General features: G+C 63.5%; 18 protein-coding genes. 14 read left to right on the forward strand and 4 right to left on the reverse strand.

From position 1 onward, the window contains the following. Positions 1 to 6: 6 nt before the first annotated feature. A complete protein-coding gene (locus IB272_RS22240; protein ID WP_060581027.1) occupies positions 7 to 1,941 on the forward strand; it encodes a DUF5054 domain-containing protein in 1,935 nt (644 codons plus the stop codon). Here the strand turns inward: IB272_RS22240 and IB272_RS22245 are convergent. Continuing rightward, a complete protein-coding gene (locus IB272_RS22245) occupies positions 1,928 to 3,238 on the reverse strand; it encodes an adenylate/guanylate cyclase domain-containing protein (protein ID WP_049810994.1) in 1,311 nt (436 codons plus the stop codon). The genes IB272_RS22240 and IB272_RS22245 overlap by 14 nt on opposite strands. 326 nt (positions 3,239 to 3,564) lie before the next feature. On the opposite strand from IB272_RS22245, the gene urtA reads away from it, so the two are divergent. From urtA to IB272_RS22275, 6 genes are all read left to right on the forward strand, one after another. Beyond that, complete coding sequence (gene urtA / locus IB272_RS22250; protein WP_029742795.1) at positions 3,565 to 4,857, forward strand: urea ABC transporter substrate-binding protein; 1,293 nt, start codon at positions 3,565 to 3,567, stop codon at positions 4,855 to 4,857. Between the two features lie 171 nt (positions 4,858 to 5,028). After that, complete coding sequence (urtB, locus tag IB272_RS22255; RefSeq protein ID WP_112985496.1) at positions 5,029 to 6,645, forward strand: urea ABC transporter permease subunit UrtB; 1,617 nt, start codon at positions 5,029 to 5,031, stop codon at positions 6,643 to 6,645. Next, positions 6,642 to 7,802, forward strand: a complete 1,161-nt coding sequence (gene urtC, locus IB272_RS22260) for an urea ABC transporter permease subunit UrtC (RefSeq protein WP_034805744.1) — start codon at positions 6,642 to 6,644, stop codon at positions 7,800 to 7,802. The genes urtB and urtC overlap by 4 nt, the downstream gene beginning before the upstream one ends. A gap of 4 nt (positions 7,803 to 7,806) precedes the next feature. Continuing rightward, positions 7,807 to 8,571, forward strand: coding sequence for an urea ABC transporter ATP-binding protein UrtD (gene urtD, locus IB272_RS22265; protein ID WP_029742911.1), 765 nt, complete (start codon positions 7,807 to 7,809; stop codon positions 8,569 to 8,571). A gap of 35 nt (positions 8,572 to 8,606) precedes the next feature. Continuing rightward, positions 8,607 to 9,302, forward strand: coding sequence for an urea ABC transporter ATP-binding subunit UrtE (urtE, locus tag IB272_RS22270; RefSeq protein WP_029742910.1), 696 nt, complete (start codon positions 8,607 to 8,609; stop codon positions 9,300 to 9,302). Between the two features lie 307 nt (positions 9,303 to 9,609). Continuing rightward, entirely contained in the window at positions 9,610 to 10,068 is a 459-nt protein-coding gene (locus IB272_RS22275) for an Rrf2 family transcriptional regulator (protein WP_029742909.1), read from the forward strand. Between the two features lie 62 nt (positions 10,069 to 10,130). Here IB272_RS22275 and IB272_RS22280 read toward each other — a convergent pair whose 3' ends face one another. Then, positions 10,131 to 10,844 (reverse strand): SDR family NAD(P)-dependent oxidoreductase, encoded by a 714-nt coding sequence (locus tag IB272_RS22280; RefSeq protein ID WP_192438683.1) that lies wholly within the window; start codon positions 10,842 to 10,844, stop codon positions 10,131 to 10,133. A 51-nt stretch (positions 10,845 to 10,895) separates the two neighbouring features. Here IB272_RS22280 and IB272_RS22285 point away from each other — a divergent pair, with 51 nt between their 5' ends. The 3 genes from IB272_RS22285 to IB272_RS22295 all read left to right on the forward strand — a co-directional run bounded on the left by IB272_RS22285 (position 10,896) and on the right by IB272_RS22295 (position 13,527). After that, positions 10,896 to 11,522 (forward strand): Crp/Fnr family transcriptional regulator, encoded by a 627-nt coding sequence (locus tag IB272_RS22285; RefSeq protein WP_051659708.1) that lies wholly within the window; start codon positions 10,896 to 10,898, stop codon positions 11,520 to 11,522. A gap of 57 nt (positions 11,523 to 11,579) precedes the next feature. Further along, positions 11,580 to 12,155 carry a methyltransferase domain-containing protein gene (locus IB272_RS22290; RefSeq protein ID WP_034805750.1) on the forward strand — a complete coding sequence of 192 codons (576 nt, stop codon included), beginning with the start codon at positions 11,580 to 11,582 and terminating at the stop codon, positions 12,153 to 12,155. 145 nt (positions 12,156 to 12,300) lie between these two features. After that, complete coding sequence (locus tag IB272_RS22295) at positions 12,301 to 13,527, forward strand: acyl-CoA dehydrogenase family protein (RefSeq protein WP_051659709.1); 1,227 nt, start codon at positions 12,301 to 12,303, stop codon at positions 13,525 to 13,527. A 79-nt stretch (positions 13,528 to 13,606) separates the two neighbouring features. Here the strand turns inward: IB272_RS22295 and IB272_RS22300 are convergent, their stop codons facing one another. Together IB272_RS22300 and IB272_RS22305 are read right to left on the reverse strand one after the other, a co-directional pair. Then, positions 13,607 to 15,004, reverse strand: a complete 1,398-nt coding sequence (locus IB272_RS22300) for an LLM class flavin-dependent oxidoreductase (protein WP_192445059.1) — start codon at positions 15,002 to 15,004, stop codon at positions 13,607 to 13,609. A gap of 79 nt (positions 15,005 to 15,083) precedes the next feature. Next, the gene (locus IB272_RS22305) at positions 15,084 to 16,301 is read right to left on the reverse strand and encodes an SfnB family sulfur acquisition oxidoreductase (protein WP_034805765.1); all 1,218 of its coding nucleotides are present in this window, start codon (positions 16,299 to 16,301) and stop codon (positions 15,084 to 15,086) included. 396 nt (positions 16,302 to 16,697) lie between these two features. On the opposite strand from IB272_RS22305, the gene IB272_RS22310 reads away from it, so the two are divergent. From IB272_RS22310 to IB272_RS22325, 4 genes are all read left to right on the forward strand, one after another. Continuing rightward, positions 16,698 to 17,084 carry a hypothetical protein gene (locus tag IB272_RS22310; RefSeq protein ID WP_034805768.1) on the forward strand — a complete coding sequence of 129 codons (387 nt, stop codon included), beginning with the start codon at positions 16,698 to 16,700 and terminating at the stop codon, positions 17,082 to 17,084. A 157-nt stretch (positions 17,085 to 17,241) separates the two neighbouring features. Further along, the gene (locus IB272_RS22315; RefSeq protein WP_034805970.1) at positions 17,242 to 18,144 is read left to right on the forward strand and encodes a LysR family transcriptional regulator; all 903 of its coding nucleotides are present in this window, start codon (positions 17,242 to 17,244) and stop codon (positions 18,142 to 18,144) included. Positions 18,145 to 18,233: 89 nt separating this feature from the next. Further along, positions 18,234 to 18,722 (forward strand): GAF domain-containing protein, encoded by a 489-nt coding sequence (locus tag IB272_RS22320; protein ID WP_034805770.1) that lies wholly within the window; start codon positions 18,234 to 18,236, stop codon positions 18,720 to 18,722. Positions 18,723 to 18,779: 57 nt separating this feature from the next. Beyond that, positions 18,780 to 19,898, forward strand: a complete 1,119-nt coding sequence (locus IB272_RS22325) for an NAD(P)-binding domain-containing protein (RefSeq protein WP_051659710.1) — start codon at positions 18,780 to 18,782, stop codon at positions 19,896 to 19,898. Positions 19,899 to 19,975: the final 77 nt, after the last annotated feature.

Genomic DNA, 19,975 nt, shown 5'->3' on the forward strand with positions numbered 1-19,975 from the left:
GCGAACATGACCGAAAAACGCATCCACGTCGTCTTCAAGACCCATCTCGACATCGGCTTTACCGATCACGCCGAGAAGATCCGAAAGCAGTATCACGAGCGCTTCATCCCGCAGGCGATCGAGACCGGCGCGCACTTCTACAACGAGAACCCGCACGAGCCGCTGTTCGTCTGGACGACGGGCGCCTGGCTGATCTGGGATCACCTGAATTCTCGCTCGAAGGAAGAGGTCGCCCGCCTTGAGCAGGCGATCGAGCGCGGCCTGATCCGCTGGCACGCGCTGCCCTTCACCACCCATACGGAGCTGATGTCGCCGGATCTTTTCAAGGCGGGGCTTTCCTATGCGCAGGAGCTGGACCATCGCTTCGGTCTGAAGACGATCGCCGCCAAGATGACCGATGTGCCCGGCCATACGCTCGGCATGGTGCCGCTGCTGGCCGAAGCCGGCGTGCGCTTCCTGCATATCGGCGTGAACTCCGCTTCGCCGCCGCCGGAAATCCCGGATATTTTTCGCTGGCGAGCGGCGGGCGGCGAGGAAATCGTCGTCATGTACCAGCGCTCCTATGGCGAGACCTATTTCCCCGAGGGTCTCTCCGACGGCTTGAGCTTCGCCCATACCAGCGACAACATCGGCCCGCAGAGCGTGTCGCAGACGGCCGAAGCCTATCGCGAGATCCTGAAACACGAGCCAGGTGCCGCCGTGCGCGCGGCGACACTGGAGGACTACGGCAAGCTTATTTGGGAGGCGCGCGAGCGTTTCCCGGTGGTGGAAAAGGAACTCGGCGACAGCTGGATCCACGGCAGCGGCACCGATCCGGAAAAGATCGCCCGCTATCTGGCGCTGCAGCGGCTTTACGACCAATTTGCCGGCGAGCGGATGACCACAAGCCGCCAGGCCTTCGGCCGCAAGCTGGCGCTGGTCGCCGAACACACCTGCGGCGTCGACATCAAATCCTTCCTGCGCGACGAGAAGGCCTGGGCACGCCCCGCCTTCGAGGCGGCGCGAAAGACTGATCCTCGCTTCCACTATACCGAAGCGTCCTGGGCGGAGCAGCGGGCCTATCTCGACCAGGCGGTTGCAGAGCTGGACGGCGAGGATGCGGTCCGCGCCGAGGCGGCCCTTGCCGAGATTGCCGTTCCATCACGGCCCGAGGCGACCGAGGCTGCTACGCGGCTCGATGTCGGCGGCTGGATCATCGAGCTTGATCCGGTAACCGGCGACGTTTCCGCGCTGACTGCGCCCGACGGTCGGACGGTCCGTGGCGCCAACGGTTCGCTGATCGCCTATCGCTACGAAAGCTATGACGCCGGCGACGTTCGCCGCCACATGGATACGTACCTTACACATTGGATGGATTGGGCGGTGCTCGACCACGACAAGCCCGGGCTTGCGAAGGTTGCGGAAGCGCGCTCGCAGGCCTACGCGCCCAAGCTCTACGGCACGACCGCAACATCCGTCCTTGCAGTCATGCCGGCAGAAGCGGTGGAGCAATTGGGCGCGCCTGCCGAAATCGCCATCGAATTTTCCGCCGGCAAGGACGGGCTCGATGTCCGGCTGTCCCTCTATGGCAAGAACGCCAACCGTATGCCGGAAGCGAGCTTTCTGTCGTTCACGCCCGAGGGACGTTCCGCCTGGGATGTGTGCAAGATGGGGCACTGGCACGCCACCGACAATTTCGCCCGCGCGGGCGGTGCACAGCTGCAGGCGGTCACGGCGGTGAGGGGGCGCTCGGAACCGGGCGTCGAGCTGATGGTCGAAAACCTCGACACGCCGCTGGTGGCGCCGCAGTCCTGGCCGTTCATGGCCTTCTGCAAGGACCTGCCTGACTATTCCGCCGGTGTCCGCTTCAACATCCACAACAACAAATGGGGCACCAACTTCCCCATGTGGTGGGGCGGTGATTTCACCACGCGCTTCAAGCTTAGCTTCAGCGGTCGGTGATCGTCAGCGACTGCGGAGCGACGGAAGGCTCATCCTCGTTCGGGTGGGCTGAGCCGGTCTCCCGGTGAAGACACCAGATGTCGACCGGAAGGCGACGACCTGGCAGCACGACCGCCTCGTGCGATACCCATGCGGCTTCCGGTGCTGGTGCTTGGAGCCGGCACATCAACGAAGCGGAGACGACGAGCGGCACCTGCAGCGTCTTGGTCATGGATTCCAGGCGCTGGGCCACGTTGACGGCGTCGCCGATGACGGTGAACTCGCTGTGGCAGCCGCTGTCGAGAACGCCGCCGACGACCGTGCCATAGTGCAGGCCGATGCCGGCATCGAGGGCCGGGTGGTTGTTGCACGCGTTGTGGTTCTTCCAATCCGTGAGGATGTCGACGAGATCGAGCGCGCAGGCAAGTGCCCTGTCGGCGTCGTCTTCCTTCGGTCTCGGCTGGCCGAAGACCGCCATCACCCCATCGCCGATGAATTTGTCGACGGTGCCGCCGTGTTCGAAGATCGTCTGCGAGACGAGTTGGCGATATTCGGCGAGCACGAAGGCGAGCTCAGGCGCCGGTGCCGCCTCGGCAAAACGGGTGAAATCACGCAGGTCCACGAACATGATCGCGGCGCTGCGTCGCTCCAGCCCGAGCACATCGCCTTTCTCCTGCAGGGCGGAAACGACTAGCGGCGAGAAGAAGCGCGAGAGATTTTGTCGCCGCTGGTCGGCCTTCAAGGCTTCCTTGCGCGTCCGGTCGTGGTCGCGCGCAAGAAGATAGATGGCAAAGGCGGTGAAGCCGAAGCTCACGGTCAGGCCGAGATCCTGGTTGAAGAATGCCCCGAGCAGCGAAAGCGGTCCGGAGGCATCGTGCCTTGCAGCCGTCATCGCCAGCATCGTCACCCAGGCTATGAGCACGATGGCGGAAAAGAGGAGGACCAGGCGTCGCTCCAGCTTGAGTCCGACATGGACGAGCAGGATGAAGGCGACGACGAGGCTGGTCGTCGTCAGATTGTGGTTCGCTGTCACCGGGCCGGCCAGAATATGGGCGTAGAGCAGCAGCGCGACCAAGAGCGCATCGAGAACGACGAAGAGGGTCGTCAGCCAGGAGCGGCCGGGCAGATAGCGCGCCGTTGCCACCGACGCCACGCTGATGGCGAGATAGCTGACGACGACGACCGCGTGCATGCGTTCCGCGCCCGCGTTGCCGCCGAGCAGCAGACTTGCCAGCAGGATTGCGAAAGCAACGAAGCGCAGGGTGAGCGAACGCTTCTCCCGGGCCGTATCCCAATGCGGATGAAGTGAGGACGTCATGTCTTTCGGCATTCCCCCTGCGTCGACGGCCGGCGATAGCCGCTCTGCTACCAGTCGATTCGCGTCGAATATGTGGCGTGGCCGCAAGCCCGCTGACCTGCGGCCAGATTAGGTTCTAGGGCTTCCAACGATGGGAAGGTCAAGAAAGATACCATCGCTGCGCTGCAGCCGCCCGCGACCAGGTTATCAATCGCGTTCCTCTTTGCCCCCGGCGCCTACGTAGAATGACGTATGTGCAGTGCAGCGTGGCTGTCCGATGATCCCCTTAAGCAGCGGCTAGAAGCACCGAAGGGCCAGTTGCTCCAGAACGAGAGGGGTTCCATCAGATGACTATCAAGACAAGCGTGACCGGCGCATTCCTGGCCGCCATCCTGTCGACGACGGCTTTCAGCAGCGCTTTCGCCGCTGACGACACGATCAAGGTCGGCATCCTGCATTCGCTTTCCGGCACCATGGCGATCTCCGAGACGACGCTGAAGGACGCCATGCTGATGCTGATCGACGAGCAGAACAAGAAGGGCGGCCTGCTCGGCAAGAAGCTCGAGGCCGTCGTCGTCGATCCCGCGTCCGACTGGCCGCTCTTTGCTGAAAAGGCGCGCGAACTGGTCTCGGTCGACAAGGTCTCGGCGGTCTTCGGCTGCTGGACCTCGGTATCGCGCAAGTCGGTTCTGCCGGTGTTCGAGGAGTTGAACTCGATCCTTTTCTATCCCGTCCAGTATGAGGGCGAGGAAAGCCAGCGCAACGTCTTCTACACCGGGGCGGCGCCGAACCAGCAGGCGATCCCGGCCGTCGACTATCTGATGGAAAACGAGAGCGTCGAGCGTTGGGTGCTCGCGGGCACCGACTATGTCTATCCGCGCACGACCAACAAGATCCTCGAAGCTTATCTGATCTCCAAGGGCGTGAAGCCCGAGGACATCATGATCAACTACACGCCCTTCGGTCATTCCGATTGGCAGACCATCGTTTCTGACATCAAGAAGTTCGGCTCGGCCGGCAAGAAGACCGCCGTGGTCTCGACCATCAATGGCGACGCCAACGTGCCGTTCTACAAGGAACTGGCGAACCAGGGCGTCAAGGCGGAGGATATTCCGGTCGTCGCCTTCTCGGTCGGCGAAGAGGAACTCGCCGGGCTCGATACCACGCCGCTCGTGGGGCATCTGGCAGCCTGGAACTATTTCCAGTCGGTCGACACACCCGCCAATGCCGAGTTCATCAAGACCTGGAAGGCCTATACCAAGAACGACAAGCGCGTGACAAACGATCCGATGGAAGCGCATTACATCGGCTTCAACATGTGGCTGAAGGCGGTCGAAAAGGCCGGCACGACCGATACGGACGCCGTTCTCGACGCGATGATCGGCGTCTCCGTCCCCAATCTTTCGGGCGGCTACTCGACGATGATGCCGAACCACCACATTACCAAGCCGGTGCTGATCGGCGAGATCCAGGGCGACGGCCAGTTCGAGACCGTCTGGGAAACACCCGGCCTCGTCGTCGGCGACGAATGGTCCGATTATCTGCCGGACTCCAAAGACCTGATCTCCGATTGGCGCGCGCCGATGTCCTGCGGCAACTTCAACGTCGCCACCGGCAAGTGCGGCGGCAAGGGCTCCTGATTTCATCACCTAGTCATAGACCGGGCGGCGTGCCACCCGGACAGTGATTGCATGACGAAAACTTGAGGCAAGCATGCCCTTCGTTCGGCGGCGCGCACGAGCGAAGGGAGCTTGCTTGGGCTATGACGGGTTTGTGCATGCGCCGCATGACAGGACCCGCATGAGGGGGCCATGTACCGAATTCTGCAGATCCTGTTCGTTGCGCTGTGTCTGGTGATATCGGCCCATGTGGTCGGTTCTCGCGCAGCCGAAGACCTCGGCCCGCTGATCGATCAGCTGGGCAGCGCTAAGCTTTCCGACATGGACGACCACATAACGGCGCTGGCCGAGACCGGCGACGCGAAGGTCGTTCCGGTGCTTGAGGCGCTGGGCGAGGGGGAACTTTATCAGCGCAAGTCCGACGGCAGGGTCTTTCTGGTCAAGGCGCAGGGCGCAGACCTGCTGCTCGTCGATCCCGTGACCGGGGCTGACGCCGGAGCGGCACCGAAGGCGGCGATGCAGAAGGTCAAGGTCAACAATGCGGTGCGTCGCGCGGTTCGCAGCGCGCTCGGAGGTCTCACGCTCTTCAGCGACGATACCAGTGCGCGCATAAAGGCGGCGCAATCCATGCTGCAGACGCCGAATGCCGATGCGCTCGAGGCGATCGAAACGGCGATCGCGGCCGAGAAAGACGGGACCGTGCGCAAGGTTCTCGATGAGGCCCGCGCGGTGACGCTGCTCGTCTCGGATCGCCCGGACGATCAGAAGCGTCAGGCGATCGCGCTGCTTGCCGAAGGTAACGGGCGAAACGGCCTTGCCGTTCTGACCTCCGCTCTGGCCACAGCCGATGCTTCCCTTAAACCCGATATCGAGGCGGCGATCGCCCGGATCGAGCAGACCCAGGCCTTCTGGAGCGCCGGCCAGAACATTTGGTACGGCCTGTCGCTCGGCTCGGTCCTCTTGCTGGCGGCGATCGGCCTTGCCATCACCTTCGGCGTCATGGGCATCATCAACATGGCCCATGGCGAGATGGTCATGCTCGGCGCCTACACGACCTTCCTGGTGCAGGAGGTGGTGCGCAATTCCTATCCTGACCTCTTCGACTGGTCGCTGGCGATCGCGCTGCCGCTCGCCTTTCTCGTGACCGGCGCGGTTGGCCTTGCAATCGAGCGCGGCGTCATCCGCTTTCTCTACGGGCGACCGCTCGAAACGCTGCTTGCCACCTGGGGCATCTCGCTGATCCTGCAGCAGGCGGTGCGCTCGATCTTCGGGCCGACCAATCGAGAGGTCGGCAATCCCTCGTGGATGTCCGGCGCCTTCGAGTTTGGCGGGCTGACCATCACCTGGAACCGCCTGTGGATCATCGTTTTCGCGCTGGCGGTATTTGCGGCGCTGCTGTTCCTGCTCAAGAGGACGTCGATGGGCCTTAAGATGCGGGCCGTAACCCAGAACCGGCGCATGGCGTCGTCGATGGGCATCCGCACCCCCTGGGTGGACGCGCTCACCTTCGCGCTCGGCTCCGGCATCGCCGGCATGGCGGGCGTGGCGCTCTCGCAGATCGACAACGTCTCGCCCAATCTCGGCCAGGGCTACATCATCGACAGCTTCATGGTCGTCGTCTTCGGCGGCGTCGGCAATCTCTGGGGGACGCTCGTCGGCGCCTTCTCGCTCGGCATCCTCAACAAGTTCCTGGAACCCTATGCCGGCGCGGTGCTCGGCAAAATCCTCGTGCTGGTGCTGATCATCCTCTTCATCCAGAAGAAACCGCGCGGCCTCTTCGCACTCAAGGGAAGGGCGGTGGAAGCATGATCACGTCATTTCTGATGCGGTCGTTCGACCGCAGCATTCTGATCGCCGTTGCGATCCTTGTCGGCCTCGCGATGCTTGTCCCGGCGCTCAACCTTTTGACCGCGCCCGATCATCCACTGCACGTGCCGACCTATCTTGTGTCGCTGTTCGGCAAGTACCTGACCTATGCGCTGCTGGCGCTGGCGCTCGATCTCGTCTGGGGTTTCTGCGGCATCCTTTCTCTCGGGCATGCGGCTTTCTTCGCGCTCGGCGGTTACGCCATGGGCATGTACCTGATGCGCCAGATCGGGGCGCGCGGCTCCTACGGCAACCCGCTGCTGCCGGATTTCATGGTGTTCCTCAACTGGAAGGAGCTGCCGTGGTTCTGGCATGGCTTCGACATGTTCTGGTTTGCCGCGCTCATGGTGGTCCTTGTCCCGGGGCTGCTCGCCTTCGTCTTCGGCTGGTTCGCCTTCCGCTCGCGGGTCAACGGCGTCTATCTCTCGATCATCACTCAGGCGATGACCTACGCACTGCTGCTTGCGTTCTTCCGCAACGACATGGGCTTCGGCGGCAACAACGGCCTCACCGACTTCAAGGACATCCTCGGCTTCAACATCCAGGCTAACGGCACGCGCGCCGCCTTGTTCGCTGCCTCGGCGCTGATGCTGGCGCTCTGCCTGATCCTGACGTCGGCGATCGTACGTTCCAAGTACGGCAAGGTGCTCGTGGCAGTCCGCGACGCGGAAAGCCGGACGCGCTTCCTCGGCTACCGCGTCGAGCACATCAAGCTCTTTGCCTTCACCCTATCGGCGATGATGGCCGGCATTGCCGGCGCGCTCTATGTGCCCCAGGTCGGCATCATCAATCCCGGCGAGTTCGAGCCCGGCAATTCGATCGAAGTGGTGATCTGGACGGCGGTCGGCGGGCGCGGCACGCTGATTGGCCCGATCGTCGGCGCCATTCTCGTCAATGGCGGCAAGAGCATCTTCACCGCAGCGTTCCCGGAATTCTGGCTCTTTGCGCTTGGCGGCCTCTTCGTGCTCGTCACCCTGTTCCTGCCGAAGGGCGTCGTCGGAACGGCTGGCGCGTACTTCGCCCGCCGGCGTGCGGAGCGTCAGACGCGGGCGGCTGAAACACCGGACAATCTGGCCGTTGAACCCATGGCGGCGGAGTAACGACATGAACCAGACAATCGGGCAGACCAAGCCGACCAGCCTTCTCTATCTCGACGGCGTCTCCGTCTCCTTCGACGGCTTCAAGGCGTTGAATGCGCTCTCCTTCGTCATCGAACCCGGCGAGCTACGAGCGATCATCGGCCCGAACGGCGCCGGCAAGACGACGATGATGGACATCATCACCGGCAAGACGCGGCCGGACGAGGGGCAGGTGTTCTTCAAGGGCGAGATCGATCTCACGAAGAAGGACGAGGCGGAGATCGCTTCGCTCGGCATCGGCCGCAAATTCCAGAAGCCGACGGTGTTTGAAAGCCACACGGTCTGGGACAATCTCGAGCTGGCGCTCAACCGCAAGCGCGGCGTGTTTCCGACACTCTTTTACCGACTGACGGCAGAGGACAAGGCTCGGATCGAGGAGATCCTTGCGACCATCCGCATGTCGTCGCGCAGCAGCGATCTCGCCGCCAACCTTTCGCACGGGCAGAAGCAATGGCTGGAGATCGGCATGCTGCTTGCCCAGGAGCCGGAACTGCTGCTGGTCGACGAACCGGTCGCCGGCATGACCGACGCGGAAACTGCCGAGACAGCCATCCTGCTGAAGGAGATCGCCAAGACCCGATCGGTCGTGGTTGTCGAGCACGACATGGGCTTCATCCGTGAACTCGGCGTCAAGGTCACCTGCCTTGCTGAAGGGGCGGTGCTGGCGGAAGGCTCGATCGACTTTGTCAGCAGCGATCCGAAGGTGATCGAGAACTACCTTGGCCGGTGATGACCCACACCGAAAATCCAAAAGGAGGGCGCGCCATGCTCAGCGTCGAAAACGTCAATCTTCACTACGGCGCCGCGCAGGCGCTGCGAAACGTGTCGATCACGGCCGAGATGGGCAAGATCACCTGCGTGCTCGGGCGCAATGGCGTCGGCAAGTCGAGCCTGCTTCGGGCGATCACCGGTCAGCATCCGGTCAGCGCCGGCGCGATCGACTTCAACGGCGCAGCACTCGCCGGCATGGCGCCCTATCGGCGGGCAAAAGAAGGCATCGGCTACGTCCCCCAGGGGCGTGAAATCTTCCCGCTGCTGACGGTCAAGGAGAACCTGGAGACCGGCTATGCGCCCCTGAAGCGCGGCGACCGCTCGATACCCGAGGACGTCTTCAACCTCTTTCCGGTGTTGCGCTCGATGCTTGGTCGCCGTGGCGGCGACCTCTCCGGCGGTCAGCAGCAGCAACTGGCGATCGGCCGAGCGCTGGTGACGCGACCGAAGATCCTTGTGCTCGACGAGCCGACCGAAGGCATCCAGCCCTCGATCATCAAGGATATCGGCCGGGCTATCCGCTATCTCAGGGATTCGACCGGCATGGCGATCCTCTTGGTCGAGCAGTATCTCGATTTCTGTCGCGAACTCGCCGACCACGTCTACATCCTCGATCGGGGCGCTGTGGTCCACGAGGGCGCAGCCGAAACGCTGGACACATCAGAGGCGCGCCGCCATCTGACGGTGTGATCGCATCCTGAACAGTTACACCTGCGGTGCTCCGGCGTCGGGTTTCGCGGCGTCCGAGGCAAGCGACTGCTGGCTCTTGAGGCAAAGCCACCTTCTCAAGGGAGCGGAAGTTCTCCCCCCTGCCATAAAAGCGCCTTCTAAAATCACTAAATCTATGCAGTAACTGACGTATTTTATTGAGAATGGTGCAGTTTGGGTGTAGGACATCCTAAGCGAAAGAGTGCGGCCGTCACAACCCGTTACCCCCGGTAAATGCCGCGGGAAGGGGCGTTGTGGCGGCTTTCCTTGTTCAGGAAAGTGAAGTGACATGTTGACCAAAAAAGGAAAATACGGGCTCAAGGCCCTTGTCGACCTGGCTCAACTGGAGCCCGGAGAGACCGCCTTCATCACCGAGATCGCCACGCGGAACAATATTCCGAAAAAGTTCCTGGACGCGATCCTGCTCGAACTGCGCAATGCCGGCATCCTGCGCTCGAAGAAGGGCCCGGGCGGCGGCTATTCGCTCTCCCGGCCAGCCTCCGACATCCGCATCGGCCAGGTCATCCGCACGCTCGACGGTCCCCTGGCACCGATCCGCTGCGCCAGCCGCACCGCGTTCGAGGCCTGCGACGACTGTGCCGATCCGGTCAACTGTCATGTGCGCAAGTCGATGAGCAACGTTCGCGACGCGATCGCCTCGATCCTCGACAACATGACGTTGGAGCAGTTCGCCGCCAACGACAACGCGTCCGAGATCGTCGCCTTGAGGGACGCGGAGGCTGGCTAACCTTCACGCAAAGGCCCGCTGTGGGGCCTGCGATCGCAAGATGCCGCTTGAGAACTGCAGCGTCACAGCTTTCTGATGATCGCGGCGGCTGCAGGCGGCGCTATGATTTCGAGCAGGCGCAGCAATCGCGCCTTGCCGACATGGATGCGGGTTGCGCCCGGCTCGAGCGCACGCAGGATTTCCTTCGCCGCATAGGCCGCGCTGACCTTGTCCTTTCCCCGCCCTGATGTCATCGGGGTATCGACGAGCGGCAGCACCACATCAACCACTTTGACTGCGCCTGCCTGGTGCTGGACGGAAAGTGCTTCCGAAAACATGCGCAGCCCCGCCTTGGTGGCGCTGTAGACCGCCGCCGTCGTTTTCGGATAACGGGCGAGTGCTGAGCCGACATTGACGATGACGAAGGGGCGCCCGGGCGTCTTCGGCAGAAGCAGCCGCGACAACAGCATCGGCGCGACGAGATTGGTATCGACTTCGTCCGCGATTTGTCCGGCGTCGTAATGCGGGTCGTCGAACCGGACATTGTGCTGGATGGCCGCGTTGTTGATGAGACCGTCGATCGGATCGCCCGCCATCTTGGCTCCGCAGGCGATGGTTGCGGCCCGATCGCAGAGATCGAGCACCCGCGTTTCGATCCTCCGGTTTCGCAGCGTCAAGTCCTCCAGTCGCTCCCGGTCGCGGCCAAGTGCTAAGACATCGTGCCCTCTCGCGGCCAGTTGCAGTGCGATCTCCCTGCCGATTCCCGAGCTTGCCCCGGTGACGACGTAGCGTGCCATGTGATCTATTTCCCGTTGTTGCGCAGTCGAATCTGCAACGGGAGGACGGGGATGGCATTAACCGAAGTTAAGCGCGCAGAGGGCGCTGCGATTTCGCTGTTCGAGCGCATCGCCCGGCATCCGCTGGCGCAGGCGGAGCGCCTGGCCGAGGCGATGCAGGTGCGCAGCGTGAGGGCTGGCGAAACGGTCTTCCATCAGGATGAGCCGCATCCCTATGTCTATGTGATCGAGCGCGGCCTGGTGAAGCTCACCTATCTGCGTGCCAATGGCGAGGAGTGGATCAAGTCCTTCGCCATCGAAGGGCGGTTCTTTGCGAGCCTCTCGGCGCTGGTGCCCGCCGGGCGGGCGAGCTTTTCGGCAATTGCGGTCGAGGAGAGCCGCCTCGAGAGAATTCCGTTCGTGACGCTGCAGGCGCTGGCCGACACCGACCTTGGCTGGTCGCGGATGATCCGAAGTGCGCTGATGATGCTTGCCGAGCGCAAGGAGCGCCGTGAACGCCAGTTCCTGACGCTTGATCCCGAGGAGCGCTATCGCGCACTGCTCGTCGAGGAACCGGAGGTGGTCGCACGGGTGCCGCAGAAGGACCTCGCCGGCTATCTCGGCATCACCCCGGTCGGCCTCAGCCGCATCGCCAAGCGAGTGCGGGCGGAGGCCGACACCAGGCTTAACCCGGGTTAATGCGCGGCATCCGACAAGGAGCGATACCAGGCACCGTTGCAACAACGGAGGCGCGACTTGACCAAACAGAAAACGGCATCGGATTTCCTGCTCTTCCTCAGATCCTGGGCGGCGAGACCGCTGGAGGTCGCGGCGATCGCGCCTTCGAGCAGACGGCTGGCGGTCGCCATGACCACCGAGATCGGACCGCTCTCCGGCAATGTGCTCGAACTTGGGCCTGGCACCGGAGCCTTCACGCGGGCACTGCTTCGCAACGGCGTTTACGAGGACAATCTCATCCTGGTGGAGCGCAATCCGGCTTTCGCCATGCTGTTGCGGGAGCGGTTCCCGAGCGCGACGCTGATCGAGGGCGACGCCCAGCACCTGGCCCTGCCGGCGGTGAAGTCCGTCGGGGCGGCGATCAGCGGCCTGCCACTTCTGTCCATGCCGGCGCAGACCGTGCGGGCGATCCTCGCCTCGGTCTTTCATCACCTTGCCGAGGATGGAAGCCTGTTCCAGTTCACCTATGGACCGCGATGCCCGATCTCGCTCCAGGTTCTGCGCGAGCTTGGGCTCAAGGCCTCCTTTCGGCGCTGGGTGCCGCTCAACTTGCCGCCTGCCAGCGTCTATCGCATTTCCCGGAATAGTGCCTGAGCGCGATGGCCCCGTTTCCCGCCGGCGCGTGGGCGGCACCGGGTGACAGGTAAGACTTTCTCGGGCTTCCGCCCAAGTCAAAATCCATTTGCTGTCATTGTCTATAGAATAAGTTCATTATTACGCCTCAACCAAGGAGAGGCGGATGAGCAACGTACACTTCCTCAGAGAACCGGCGCCGGTGAACGCCGAACATGACGAAAGGCGACGGGAGCTTTTTGCCCGTGCCGAGGCGCTGTCAACCGATCTTGCCCGTCGGGGCGCCGAACTCGACCGGGTGGGCGCGCCGCCGCGCGAGGAGATCGAGGCGCTCCGCCAGGCTGGTCTGTTGACGGCGTTGCATTCGCCGGAGATCGGTGGGGCCGGCTTGAGCTGGATCGACGGGCTGCGGCTGGTGCGCATCGTCGCGCGCGGCGAAAGCTCGATCGGGCAATTGCTGGGCTACCACTACGTCAACAGCCAATACGTCTATTGGGCCGCCGCCGATCCCCGGCAAGCCTGGGTGCTGGGCGCCGAAACGGTCGAGCGGCAGCTCTACTGGGGTGCAGCCGTCAACCCGCGCGACCCCGGCCTGACGCTCGAGCGGCGCGGCGCGCACTACGTCTTGAACGGCCGCAAGACGTTTTCGACCGGCGCGCATGTCTCCGACCGCATCAACGTCAATGCCACGCTCGACGGCAAGATCGCCAATTTCGTCGTGCCCACCGACCGTCCCGGCTATATCGCGAACGACGACTGGGACAATATCGGCCAGCGCCTGTCGGACAGCGGCAGCGTCGAGTTCCGCGACTTTCCGGTTTATGGGCGAGACTTCATCCAGGCGCTTGCCGAACCCTTAGATCCGCCACCGGTGCAAGCGACCTTCAACACGCCGCTGATCCAGCTCGTCTTCGTCAATTTCTATCTCGGCACGGCGCAGGGGGCGCTGGCAGCAGCGCTCGACTACGTCCGCAGCACAACGCGTCCCTGGGTGACGTCCGGCGTCGAGCGTGCCGGCGACGACCCCTATATCCTTGAGGCGATCGGCGAGCTCCAGACGAACCTGAAGGCGTCGGTCGCGCTGGCTGATGCGGCTGCGGCAGCGGTCGAAGCGGCCTTGTCCGAGGGCAGCTCGGTAACGGCCGAGGCGCGGGGCGCGGCGGCGATCGAGGCCTATGCGGCCAAGGTGCATTCCACCCACGTGGCGCTCGACGTGACGGCAAGGGTGTTCGAATTGATGGGCGCGCGCGCCACGGCTGGGCACTATCGCTTCGACCGCTACTGGCGCAATGTCCGCACCCACACGCTGCATGACCCGGTCGCCTACAAGGCGCGCGAGGTCGGCGACTTTGCGCTCAACGGTCGGATCCCGCCGATAAGCCTTTACAGCTGAACCTGACGCACAGGGTGACTGTGCGTGGAAAAACGCCGCCTGAACAAAGGTTCCGGCGGCGTTTCTTTGATGTCTTCGCTTAAGCGGAGGCCGCGATCGTCTGCCGCTGGCCGGCGAGGTCGCGATAGCCGGCGCCCGGATGCGGCGCTGCAAGCCTCGGACCGGCGCCGAAGAGCTTTTCGCGGAGCGTGCCTTCGCGGTAGCCGGTCTTGTAGACGTCGCGTCTTTGCAGTTCCGGCACCAGCAGGTCGACGGCGTCTTCGAAGGTCCCGGGCGTGATGGCATAGGCAAGGTTGAAGCCGTCGACATCGGTGTCCTCGACCCATTCCTGCAGGAGATCGGCGACCGTCGAGGGCGAGCCGACGAAGACGGGGCCGAAGCCGCCGATACCCACCCAGTCGGCCATTTCGCGCACGGTCCACACCCGATCCGGGTCGATGGTCGTAAAGGTCTCGACGGCCGATTGCACCGCGTTGGTGTAACGGTGGCGAAGCGGCTCGTCCGGGGCGAACTGGCCGAAATCGATGCCTGTCCAGCCGGAGATCAGCGCCAGGGCACCCTCGTAGGACACGTGGCTGCGGTATTCGTCGAACTTCTTCTTCGCCTCCGCGTCGGTTTCGCCGAGGATCACCGTCTGCAGATTGAAGGCGAGGATTTCGCGTGGGTTGCGGCCGGCGCGCGCGGCTGCCTCGCGGACATTGGCGACATAGCGCTTCAATACGGTTTTGGATGGCGCGGCGACGAAGATGCATTCGGCGTGCGCCCCGGCAAAGTCCTTGCCGCGGCTCGAAGAGCCGGCCTGGTAGAGCACGGGCGTGCGCTGCGGCGACGGTTCGCTCAGGTGAATGCCGGGAACCGTGAAGTGGCGGCCGTGATGGTTGATCGGATGCACCTTTTCCGGATGGGTGAAGATACCGCTTGCCCGATCGCGCACGACGGCGCCGTCCTCCCAGCTTCCTTCCCAGAGCTTGTAGCAGACCTCCAGATATTCCTCGGCGAGATCATAGCGGTCGTCGTGGCGCGCCTGCTGCGCCTGGCCGATGTTGAGCGCGCCGCTGTTGAGGTAGGAGGTGACGATGTTCCAGCCGACACGCCCCCGGGTCAGATGGTCGAGCGTCGAGATGCGGCGGGCGAAGGTATAGGGATGCTCGAAGGAGAGCGACGCCGTCAGCCCGAAGCCGAGATGCTCGGTCTCGTAGGCCATGGTCGGCACCAGTTGCAGCGGGTCGTTGACCGGGACCTGGGCCGAATGCCGAAGGGCTGCATCCGCATTGCCGTTCAGCACGTCATAGACGCCCAGCACGTCGGCGATGAACAGGCCGTCGAACTTGCCGCGCTCGAGCGTTTTTGCCAGATGCACCCAGTAATCGAGATCCTTGTAGCGCCAGGACTGGTCGCGCGGATGGGTCCAGAGCCCTGGCGACTGGTGGCCGACGCAGTTCATGTCAAAGGCATTCAGCCGGATTTCGCGGCTCATGGGGCTCTCCTTCGGGCAAGGTTGGGCGTTGCCCAAAGCGCCGGTCACGCCTCGGGACGATCGCGCGCGGTCGATGGGCTCAGAGTGCGCCGTTCTTCGGCGGCTTGATGCCGTTCAGGTGGTAGTTGCCGACAACGTGATGCTTCCAGCGCACCGGGTCGTGCAGCGTGTGGGTGCGGGCGTTTCGCCAATGGCGGTCGAGGTTGAGGCCGATCTTCGTCGATGCGGTGCCGGCGAGTTCGAAGAGCGTGTTGCTCGCTTCCAAGGCGATTTCGGTCGTCAGGACCTTTGCCGCGGCAACGGCAAGCGTCGCTTCGATCACGCTTTCCTCGGTACCGTTGATCTGGGCGACGTCGACCTTTTTGCCGGCACGCTCCAGCGTGGCCGTTGCCGCCTCCAGGCGGATGGCAAGCTGGCCGATGCGGGCGATCGTCAACGGATCGTCGGCCGCCCGTTCGGCGCCACTGTCCATCCAGGGGCGCGCATGATTGCGGACAAAGTCGAGGGTTTCGGCAAAGGCTGCCCGGGCAATGCCGAGATCGATGCCGGCATGGATGATCTGGCCGACGCTACCGATCGTCGTCGGCCTTTCGAAGCCGCGGTGATGGCGCACCACCGCATCGGCGGCCACATAGACGTTCTGCAGCACGGTCGTGCCGCTGCCGGTCGTGCGCTGGCCGAAGCCGTCCCAGTCGTCGATGATCTGCAAGCCCTCCGCGCCGCGCGGCACGAAGGCCATGGTCAGCTTGTCGTTCGGATCAAGGGCGAAGATGACGATCCATTCGGCAAACAACACGCCGGTCGAATAATATTTGCGCCCGTTCAGACGGAAGCCGGGGCCGTCGGAGGAAAGCCGGGTCTCATAGTCGCCGACGGTTTTCGTGCCACGCTCCGAAAGGGCGTTGCCGAAACGGTCGCCGGCAAGCGCCCGGCCGAAGAAAAAGGCCTTTTGCTCCTCGGTGCCATCGGTGCGCAGCGCCTCGAGAATGTAGAAATGGTTCTGCGGGATCTGGCCGATCGAGGAATCCGCTTCCGAAAGGATGGCGGTGACTTCGGCAAGAACGGCATTGGAGACGTCTATGCCGTCATACTCCGGCGGCACGGTGATCGCCAGCAGGCCGGATTGGGCGAGCGCATCGAGCTCGTCGAAGGGCAGAATGCGATCCGTGTCCCGCTCGTTGGCACTCCCTGCAAATTCCGCCGCCAGCTCACGCGCGATCGACAGCGCTTCCTCTTCGCTTTCGATCCGGTGCGCCGGGGCTCTAGTTTTCTCGGAAAGCCGCGAGATCGTTCCCATGTGACTGCTCCCTGTCGATTGAGGTGCATATCAGTGAATTATCTGGCCTGATCGGGTAAGATAGTATATTCTATAGAAATTATCGATTTGAGTATTTCGTTTCGGCCTTGATGGCGACTTGGTGTTTACCTTCGGGTCGGGATGGGTAAGATCGATTCGGGGGAAGGCCAGGGAAGAGGACCCTGGTGATGCTCGGCGGCGTGTATGCTCACCGATTTCCCGCCAAAATTGACTGCGGCTCAGGGAACCAGCGCCCGATTTGTGCATTTGCCTCATCGCCTGCAGTTTGACCCGTCGTGTGGCCCCAGAGTATCGGCCACCCGGCACGAACACAAACATATGCTGACAGAATTGGCCATTCGCGTTTCCCGGCCTTAACCACTGAAGGAGACACAAATGACGAATTTCCTGCCTGCTCTCCATGAAGGGCACGCCTCCATCACGCTGCAGAACCTGTTTCGTGATGCTCTGGAGGCCTATGATGACTGGGGCGCCAACATGCCCGAGCCCATCGTTGCGTTCGAAGGCAAGCGCATTCCCATCAGCGAGGTCTTCGACTGGATGAAACCTTGCAGCGACATCATGCCGGCAAACCTCATCGGCATCGTAACCGACCGACTGAACAAGCCGTGGAGCGGTGAAGGGCCGCTCGACGCCATGACCGTCTCGACGGCCGCGCGTGTCATGTCGGTGCTGACGCGGCGGCAGCTGCGCAGCTTCGGTCGCGGCTCGATCGAGATCTTCGCCGACCGCTTCAACCATCCGGTCCACGCCAGCGCGTGAGACCGGTGACCTCAGAGGAGCGCGCGTGCGCGCTCCTCGTTCCCGGCGGGTATCCGTCACGGATTTCCCCGCACCTTGCCGACCCCTTCCTTGAAGCATCGCCTTCCCGTAAACACGAGGGGAGAGCAAGCGGATGTTCGAGCGGACCGGGGGCGGCGTGAATTTTCGACAATTGGAAGTGCTGCGCACGCTGTTGGCGACCGGATCGACGATTGCGGCCGCCAAGACGATGGGGCTCAGCCAGTCCGGCGTCAGCCGGCTGTTGCAGCAGCTCGAGGAAGAGCTGTCGCTGACGCTTTTTGCCCGTGACAAGGGCCGGCTGATTGCGACGCCCGAGGCGATGAAGCTCGCCGAGGATGCGGAGCATATCTTGCTCGGCATCGACCGGTTCACCAATCTGGCGCAGGACCTGCGCAGCGGCGCAGTCGGCCCAGAGGTCGTGCGCATCGGCCTGCCGAACAGCATGTCCGAGACCTTCGCCCCGGCGATGCTCGCCGACTATGCCAAGGATTTTCCCGGCGTGCGCGTCGAAACCTTCTTCGACACGACCGTTGCGATCGCCCGCCTCGTCGAGCAGCGCATCATCGATTTCGGCTTCCTGCGTTATGAGGGGCAGCTGAGCGCCGGTCTCGAAATGCAGCCGGTCGCAACCGGCCTCAGCGTCTGCGTCATGGAAAAGGGGCACACGCTTTCGCAGCACGAAACCGTGACGCCGAAGGAACTGCGCGGCGTGCCCTTGATCCTGATCGGCCGCCGCCGGCCGACGCGGGTCATGCTCGACGAGATCTTCCGCAAGGCCGGCGTGCCGCAAAAGGTCAAGATCGAGACCCACAGCAACAGCTCGGCCTGCGCCTACGCGGCCTACGGCCTTGGGGTCGCGATCATCAGCAGCTTCTTTGCCAATCTGCACCGGCACCTACCGATCGAGATCCGTCCGTTTTCGCCGCACCTCACCCAGGATTTCGGCGTCGCGACGGCGGCTGGCGTACCGCTGTCGCTTGCAGCCCAAGCCATGATTGACTGCCTCAAAAGGCAGGTCGCCGCTTCGCAGCAGCCGTGAGACAATGGCCTCAAGGTTGCGGCCATTGGCAATGGGACGGGCGCGACACTACATTGCCGGCCGATACGAACATTAGAGCGGATAAGATCATGTTTCAGGCAGCCACCATCGACACAGGCGACAAGCGCGCTTTCTATGCGGAGTTGGCCCAGCAGCTCGAATCGCTGCTTCATGGCGAGCCGAACCTGATCGCCAACGCGGCCAATACGTCGGCGCTGATGTTCCAGACCATGCCGAGCCTCAATTGGGCGGGGTTTTATTTCCTCGAAACCGACGACGAACTCGTGCTGGGACCGTTCCAGGGCAAGCCTGCCTGTGTGCGCATCGCCGTCGGCCGCGGGGTCTGCGGAACGGCCGTCAAGGAAGACCGCTCGATCCTTGTGGAAGACGTCCATGCCTTTCCGGGGCACATCGCCTGCGATGCGGCCTCGCGCTCGGAACTCGTGGTTCCGGTGCGGCGTGACGGCCGGGTGATCGGCGTCATCGATCTCGACAGCCCGGAGCCTGCACGCTTCGACCGCGACGACCAGATCGGCATCGAAAAACTTGCGGCGATCTTCGCAGCGGCAATTGCATAGGGCCGCCGCCGTGGATGATCTGGCAAGGACTGACAGGCTTTTGCTTCGGGCCGCACCATGACGGATGCGGCTCAGCCTGTCGATGTCGAAACGCATGCGCGCGTGGCCCGCAAGATCGACATCGTCGTCATCGGCGCCGGGCAGGCGGGATTGTCTTCGGCCTATCACCTGGGCCGGCTCGGGCTGGCGCCTCACAGGCAATATGTCGTCATCGACCGGTCGCCGCAGCCGGGCGGGGCCTGGCAGTTTCGCTGGCCGTCGCTGACCTTGAATACGGTCAACGGTATTCACGATCTTCCCGGCATGAGATTTTCCGAAGCGGTCGATACCAGCAAGGGCGAGGTTCACGCGGCCGTCGCCGTGCCGCAGTATTACGGCGCCTATGAGAAGGCATTCGGTCTGCCGGTCCGCCGGGCGGTGGCCGTCAAGGTCGTGTGTGACCGGGGCGAGCGCTTCAGGGTCGAGACGGACGACGGGGCTTATGCTGCCCGCGGCATCATCAACGCGACCGGCACCTGGGAGGCCCCCTATATCCCGCCCTATCCGGGAGCGGAGCGCTTCAAGGGGCACCAGCTGCACACGAAGGATTATCAGTCGGCAGCGCAATTCGCGGGGCAGCATGTGCTGGTCGTCGGCGGCGGCATCTCCGCCATCCAGCTGCTCGATGAAATATCGCAGGTGACATCGACCACGTGGGTAACGCGGGAGGAGCCGGCCTTCCGCGACGAACCGTTTACGCCAGAGGTTGGACGCGCCGCCGTAGCCATGGTCGAGGACCGGGTTCGCCGCGGCCTGCCGCCGGGCTCGGTCGTCTCGGTGACGGGCATTCCGGTGACACCTGCGATCATGGCCGCACGTGCACGCGGCGCGCTCGAGCGCCAGCCGATGTTTGCCGAAATGACCGAAAACGGCGTGCGCTGGTCCGACGGGCGCGAACTGGCCGTCGACGTCATCCTCTGGAGCACCGGCTTCAGAAGCGCGCTCGATCACCTGGCGCCGCTGCAACTGCGCAATGCTGACGGCGGTATCCTGATGACCGGTCGGCTGGCGACTCAGGTGGCAAAAGACCCGCGCATCCATCTCGTCGGCTACGGGCCGTCGGCTTCCACCATCGGTGCGAACCGGGCAGGAGGCGCTGCCGCCCGCGAACTGGCCGATTTTCTTCATCTGACCTGAGGAAGCCGGCGCGATCGCGCCGGCTTCCTCGCCAGCGAGCAGCCGGGCAGCGCCCACCCGGTCGCGATGAAGTTGCA

The sequence above is a fragment of the Ensifer sp. ENS08 genome, from assembly GCF_014852195.1.
Lineage (GTDB): Bacteria > Pseudomonadota > Alphaproteobacteria > Rhizobiales > Rhizobiaceae > Ensifer > Ensifer adhaerens.